This is a genomic window from Haloarcula sp. S1AR25-4 (assembly GCF_031624555.1).
Lineage (GTDB): Archaea > Halobacteriota > Halobacteria > Halobacteriales > Haloarculaceae > Haloarcula > Haloarcula pellucida.
On the sequence record NZ_JAMQOR010000016.1, the window covers coordinates 1 to 6,909 of the forward strand.

4 protein-coding genes are annotated in these 6,909 nt (G+C 58.3%); all 4 read left to right on the forward strand.

Annotated features, from left to right (window positions below; genetic code table 11):
- Positions 1 to 1,801, forward strand: a 1,801-nt coding sequence (locus tag NDI85_RS22150) for a primase-like DNA-binding domain-containing protein (protein WP_396275614.1), incomplete at its 5' end; no start/stop codon positions are given.
- A gap of 39 nt (positions 1,802 to 1,840) precedes the next feature.
- The gene (locus NDI85_RS22155) at positions 1,841 to 3,856 is read left to right on the forward strand and encodes a hypothetical protein (RefSeq protein WP_115803933.1); all 2,016 of its coding nucleotides are present in this window, start codon (positions 1,841 to 1,843) and stop codon (positions 3,854 to 3,856) included.
- Between the two features lie 58 nt (positions 3,857 to 3,914).
- On the forward strand, positions 3,915 to 4,562 hold the full coding sequence (locus tag NDI85_RS22160) for a hypothetical protein (RefSeq protein WP_199717510.1): 648 nt from the start codon (positions 3,915 to 3,917) through the stop codon (positions 4,560 to 4,562).
- 341 nt (positions 4,563 to 4,903) lie between these two features.
- Entirely contained in the window at positions 4,904 to 6,220 is a 1,317-nt protein-coding gene (locus NDI85_RS22165; RefSeq protein ID WP_121593843.1) for a rhomboid family intramembrane serine protease, read from the forward strand.
- Positions 6,221 to 6,909 lie beyond the last annotated feature (689 nt).

Genomic DNA, 6,909 nt, shown 5'->3' on the forward strand with positions numbered 1-6,909 from the left:
CGGGAAGATCGCCGTCGACGCCGACATCGCCGAGGCACTCTCACACGAGGCAATGGATCCCGTCGAGTTCAAGAATCGGATCAGTTCCCTCCCGCGTGGCGAGTGGATCGCACAGCTCCCGAGCCCAGAGTTCGGCGAAACCGGCCCCGACCCGTTCAGTATCGAACCCCTTCCGATTCCACCCGGTCATCCCGATAGCGAGCAGCCACTGACCGGGACGCAAGAAGAGCGATTCCAAGACGCCTTGGACGCCGTCCACGAGCATACCCGCGAGGAGTACGGAGTCGCCGGCGGGACGACCGTGGAGAGCCGTGACGCTGCGACTGACGTCGCTCTGGAAAACGCCGACGATCTGCCGCTGGAAGTCGCGATGGTCCGTGCGATTCGCGCCGTCCAGCTGTCGAACGACGTACGTGAGACGAACGGCTGGGTCTCCGTCGAGGACGTCGATGAGGAACTGCTCTCGCGTATCGAGGAAGACACCATCGAGGCGCAGGGCTACGAGACACTACCAGAAGTGAGGGAGGCGTCCTCGCTCATCGAGGTCGATCTCCCGGACGGTGGTTCGTCGGTGCAGTGTCGGCTCACAGACGAGGGTGAGCAAGCAGCCGCGCCCGACACGTCGACGTCACCGACCGGCGGGGGCGAGCACCACGATGCAGTCCTTGAAACGGTCGAGCAATCCCTCGCAACTGCGGGGTTCTCCGTGGAGGTCCTCGATCAGAACGGGGAGTCCCGCCCCGATGCCATCGCGACGCATCCGGATCTCGACCGGGAGCTCCAGGTGGAGGTCGAAACCACCACCCACGTCCGGCCGGCGAAGGTCCTCACGAACCTCCGGAAGGCCCAGGAACAGGAGCGAATCCCGCTGTTCGTCGTCGCAGACCACGACGATCAGCCGGCTGACGAGATTGCCGACCGGCTTGCGAAAATCCTCAGCGAGCCGCGAAATCAGCTCTCCTCCGGGGAAACACGGCTGTATACGATGAACCACAACGTCACATTCAACGGTGGTGCGCGAGCCGCGGATGGAGTGACGGCCGTCCGACCGGCCACTGGTGGTAGTCGCCACACCCGCTGGTTCGAGCGGGACGGTGCGTTCGTCCTCGAGGATAGTGCCGGAGACCAGCACGCCCGGATCGACTCCTTCGACGCTGTGTCGAAAGATCAGTTCCCGGCGACGTACAGCTACGACGCCGAGAGCGAGTCATACACCGTCTTTAGGCCGGGAGAACTGCCCGAGTCCTACGAGTCACGTGAGGCGTTCGAAGCGGATTGGGTACCTGTCAAGCGCCCGTTCGTGCCCAGTACCGACCTACCCGTTCCGGAGTACACGGATGATTCGTATGCGATAGGTGTCATCGAGGATGAGCAGAATCTCGAGCTCTACACTCGAGACTCTGACGCGACCAAAGACCTTGCTGGGCTCATTGAGGCGATCGAAAACAATGAACTCCATCTGGCAGGTGTGGAGCCAGACGAACCTGCCGATAAGCAATCTATGAAGCAGGAAGACCACGAGAACGATCCGTTCGGCATCCAAGCATTCGTCCGCGATAGCATCGTTGAATCCAGCGACGGGGTCGTCGCGGTCGCTGAGGTCTACGATGCGTACGAGCAATATGCGACGGCCGAGGAGTACGAGGTGAAGCCAAAAAACCGGTTCACACGTACGCTTCGCGACCACGTTGCGTTCGAGCGTGACAAGAAGTGGTTGGACGGTCAGACGCGACGCTGTTACGTCGGAATCGAGCTGGACGACGCCGGCGACCAGGAGGAACCGAATGATGCCAGTGCGTAGTCGTTTCGCTCCCGCTCAGGAGGTGCAGGAGCACACGAAATGACGCTCTCCGAGGCAGCCATCCGCGAGCACTACCGTCGTGCTAAACCCATCTACGAGGCGCTGGCGACCGTCAAGAACTATCCAACCATCGGGTTGAACGACTTCGTCGGATGGTACATCAAACGCGACCACGACGACGTCGAGGCGATTAAGGCCGGGTATCCGCAGCGCGGACGGGTTGCCCGCCTCGATCGTGACTACGACGAGATTCACGACCGCCTCGACCGGACCCTCTATGCCGTCACCACCTACAAGACACCGACCGCCTTCCAACAGTGGGAACCCTGTCGCTACGACGAGTCTGAGGGGACGACCGTTTGGCAGGATGAGCCCCCAACCCCCGGGTATGCCGACCTCCGGGCAGTTCCCACCTGGGGCGATATTGACCTCGCCGACGACATCAAGCCGCAGCGAGGCGACCTGGATGGCGAGACGCGTGCCCTCGTCGAGCGTACCCTCGACGCCTACATCGACGAGTATGCAACGCTCTACGGCACGCGGAAGGCGGTGTATGCGCTGGACTCCGTCGGGGGCGCGTACGTCTTTGGGGCCCCGGAGGCCACACTACCAATTGCGGACCACTTCAATGACGATCCGGATGCGCTCGAACGGGTGTTCAACGAGTTCCTCGACCGCTCGAACGCATGGCTCCAGAAGGCAGAGGCCCGCGTGAACGAGCGCGTCGACGGCGCCGGCGACGTCATTCAGCCCGATTGGGTGAACAACAAGAACCGCCAGTACAAGCCGCCACTCTCGATCCACGCCGACCACGATGCCGTCGTCACGCCCATCGCGACCGACAACGTCCGCTACGAACTCCGTCCGTTCGAGGGTGTCGACGACGCACTCCTCGAGCAGGCGGTCAGTTGGGCCGATGACCTCACGCGAGTCGAGCACACGGACTGCGTCGACTCGCTTGTCGCGACGCTCTGGTCGGACCTGTACGAGGACCACGGGGGCTGGCAGGCCACGCTGGAGGAATGGGTGGAAGCGGAGCGTGAGCGGGAACGGGAGCGCCAGCGACAGCGTGAGGCAGCGCTCCAGCGACGCGAAGAGCGAATGGCAGAACTCGACGGTACCCTCGAAGGCCGTCCCGTTACGCCGTTCAAAGAGGACGTCTACGAGGCTGTCGAGGATATCGACATCACCGAGATTGCCCGTCACTACGCGAGCGATGCCTACGATACGGATCCGAACCAGCCGCGGCCGCAGTTCGACCCGTGCTGGCGCCACAGTGAGAGCGGGCAATCCTGTTTCGTCGACGAGCAGGCCAATACCTTCGGCGATTCGAAGGTTAACGCCGGGGGCGGGCCGGCGAAGCTGATGGCGCTCGCGACGGGGATTATCTCCGCCGCCGATGCGGACCTCGATGGGGAGGACTACTGGGCTGCCGTCGACGAACTGCGGAGCGCCGGCTACGACATTCCGGTGTGGGTTCCAGAGGCCGGATCGGACCGCGTCGACGGCGGGACCTACGACCAGATGCCGTTCTGGGCCGTTCGGAAAGCAGCTGTCGCGCTCGAGATCTGTCCCGAAGACGCGTTCGTCGATCGGGAGGGTGAGGATGGAACCTACGAGGGGTTCCCCGGGTACGAAACCTACAACGAGACGCTGGAAGCCATCGAAGACGCGGGCCTGAACCACGGGCGAGAACGAGTCACGCCCGAGGAGGACGCAGTTGACGACGAATCAGAGTCGGCCCCTGATGCCCTCCCGGACGACGAGCAACTTGGTGACTTGGACCGGGCACACCTCCGCGAAAAGAACCGGCTGTTGACAGCGAAGGTCAAGCGTCTCGAGTCCGAACTGGAGGAGAAATCGGAGCGAATCAAGGAACTTGAAACGGAGGTCAACCAACTTCGATCAGAACTTGCCACCGTTCGCTCTGAACGCGATCGTCTGGAAACTGCTCTCGAAGGACGTGAGTTTGAGCAAGAGCCGAAGCAAGAAGATCAGGATAAGGACCAGTCCCCTCTGGACAGGGCAAAGCGGTTCATTTCGTCCGGTGAATAGAATCCATTCAGTTTGAAATATCTTTTATAAGTAGTTGTGTTAGCAGAGTTAAGCAGCAATGAGTCGGGTTCGCAGGGTGCTTGATACCGCGATCGATACGACAGCAGAGTGTTTCCTAGAGCAACCGGCGAACTACAGCGACGAACGAAGTTTGGCGGAAGACGTCCGGTCCAGAATGTGTTCTGAACTGTCGCCGGCTTCCGTGGAAGCGGTCTCGGTCGAAGAATCTTCGAAGGCCCAAGGGTCGATTCCTGACCATGAGGCCTACACAAGTCGGTACAGCGCTACCGAAGAGATTGACCGTGCCCAATGTGAGATTGGAGGCCCAGCTTTTCCATTCGGTGCCACTGAGCGACTTGACCTTGGAGTGTTCTCTGACGGTCTCACAATCACAGTCGACAACGGGACACAGGAATTTGACCCATCAGATCTAGTTGCTGCTGTCGAGTTCAAGTACGTCAAGAACACCAACTACCTACGGTACAGACCAGACGACGACAAGAGTAAGTACAGAGATATTGCCGACGATATCGTCCGACTGGGACAACTACCCGACGGCGTCGACCGACGCTGTGTGGTCTTCTCCAACTACGATCTACTCCGACGTAACTCGGACAGCGATGCAGAGAGAAATCTGCGAGAGCTGGCGGAAAACAGCGATGTTGATCTCCGGTTTGTTCTCCCTGAACCGAGACCTATTGGATAACCATCGTATAGCGAAGGGAATTATTTTAGCGGTTTAGTTGGTAACTGTGCCGTATGGGAGACGATTCGAATTCGGGAGACAGTTCAAGCAGTGACTCCAGCAGCAAGGACTCCGCAGAACTATCAGGAGAAAAGAATCCACGAGCGAACGCTGCCCAAAAGGATAGCAATAGTTCTCAAAAGGTAGAGAAGAGTGGTAGTAAGGAGCCATCAGGCGACTCAGCACCTAGTGCGGAGGGAGAAAGTATCCCTCGCAGCGTTCGTCAATCGGGCAGCTCCGATGGTTCAAACGGTTCTGACGGCGATTCCGGCTCTGACAGCTCTGAATAATAAACCGACATTATGGCTCTACTTCCTAGCGATATCATATTCTACGTCGTTCTGATTGCGCCCGGGTTCGTGGCTGTGATGACTGCTGTAAGTTTGGCAGCCATTGAAAATGACATCTCTCAGTCCGTTCTTTTGATTTGGAGTCTAGTATCCAGCGTCGTCATCGACTCGCTCTTCCTCGAAGCATACCAGAGTCTCGAAGGCCCGATAGAGTCATTTGAGGCGCTACGCTCCCTCTTCTTCACACCGTTCTTCCGTGCCGACTTGATTCTCATAATTCTCGGGCTATCCGTCGTGGTTGGAGTCGTCTACGCTGTAGGGATTTTGGCAGACCTTCCTGGTCGACTTCGACGCAGTATCCAGTCAACGGCGCATATCAAGTACAATCCTCGCCAGCCGTGGGAGAACTTCATGAAGGGTGCTCGGTCAATCCGTATCAAAACGAGCGATGATGAACTATATACCGGGGACGTGGTCGAATGGAGTCGCGCAGGCAAGCCCAAGGAAGTCAGGATCGAGCAACCTTACAGATACAGTTTAGAGGAGGAAGACTACGAGTGGGCGGGTGGAGAGTCAATGTTGTTCTTGGAGGAAGATATCGACCGGGTGATGCTGCGAGAGGAAGATGAGCAGCCTTCCGTGTTTCAACGTATTACCTCAATACTGGGCCTTTCCTCGGAAGAAAGTGATGAGAGCGTTGGCATCTCCGCGTTGAAAACCTGTTTCCAGCAGTACAAGGAGTCGGACTCAACGATCACTTACCTGTTGATGATCTTGCTGGCGGCAGTCTTCCTAATCGAGATCGTTGTCACAGCTTTCCGAGGCCTCGGAACTGTCCAGATTTTCGCTACAGGTGTCTTCGGTGTATACCCGTGGATCGCATGGCCTCTCTCCCCTGTACTACACAAGGGGATTCTACATTTTGCTGCCAGCCTTGTTGGCCTGACAGTCGTAGGGCTGCCTATTGAGAGACACTGGACTCGGAAACGTTACACAGTCTTTCTCGTACTGACCGGGTATGCTACGATACTGGCTGGTGCGGCGGTGCTTGGTACATTCTCGGATCAGCAGTTGGCCTTCTACGGAACCAGCGGGATCATCTACGCTCTCGCTGGCTACTCACTCACCCACCTTCCTCGGAAGCATGACGGCTTAGACTTGGTAGAGATGTTCGCCATTTTCATCGGATTCGTAGCCTTAGTCTCAGTGCTTGTAGATCCGTTCACCGGGCCGTATTTCGAGCCTCGATGGATCAACGGAGGTCACACGTCGGGATTCTTGATAGGGGCTGCTGTCGGATGGTTTGAGTTGAGTGGCTGTGACCTATAGCCGAGATCTTCGTCGGGAAGTATTGTGGGACTGGAGTCAGCCGCATGACTAATCCGAACAACCGGATCCTCCCGAAGCCTCTGTACAAGATGAATCCTCTGTATGCGCCACGCTAATTCTGGATTTTTAGAACAGATCAACGAGTCAGTTCACTCCTATCGACCGACTGGGTAGCCTGACACCAGCCCCGGGCTGTCCTAGACACCCGGTATGGCAGGACTCGTGCTGAGTCCATATATCGCAGGACGACAACACTAGACACCAGACTCACTAACGAGGGAGTTCCCGGACAGCCCACGAAATCTGGTGTCAGGTATCGCTGTCTTGCGATTTGGAGGCGAATTCGGCCACTAGACAGCAGGAAAATCAACCGATATGTGGTGGGGGTGGCCGCCCAAAGTTGAGTTCGCGGCCAACGGGGCCAAGGTGCCAGGCCGCAGGCCAAGCGAGAGTAGGCTGCCACCCGGACGATGGCGTGGGGCGTGGAGGGTGAGGGAGCAGGTCGACGTAGTGACAGGGAGTTGCTGGCTGTGGGAACTGTTTTTTCTGCCCCAGAATGGGGTGCGGGGCGGTTCGTGCGCTGCCCCTGATTCGTATGTCTGGTCCGGATAGATACGACGATACGGCAGACGATCACGAACGGTTCGAAGCAGAATTGCTCGCTCAGGATCGGGATGCCCGGTCACCGT

Coding starts and splice junctions, on each gene's coding strand:
- NDI85_RS22160 (WP_199717510.1), top strand. CDS start 3,915: ATGAGTCGGGTTCGCAGGGTGCTTGATACCGCGATCGATACGACAGCA.
- NDI85_RS22155 (WP_115803933.1), top strand. CDS start 1,841: ATGACGCTCTCCGAGGCAGCCATCCGCGAGCACTACCGTCGTGCTAAA.
- NDI85_RS22165 (WP_121593843.1), top strand. CDS start 4,904: ATGGCTCTACTTCCTAGCGATATCATATTCTACGTCGTTCTGATTGCG.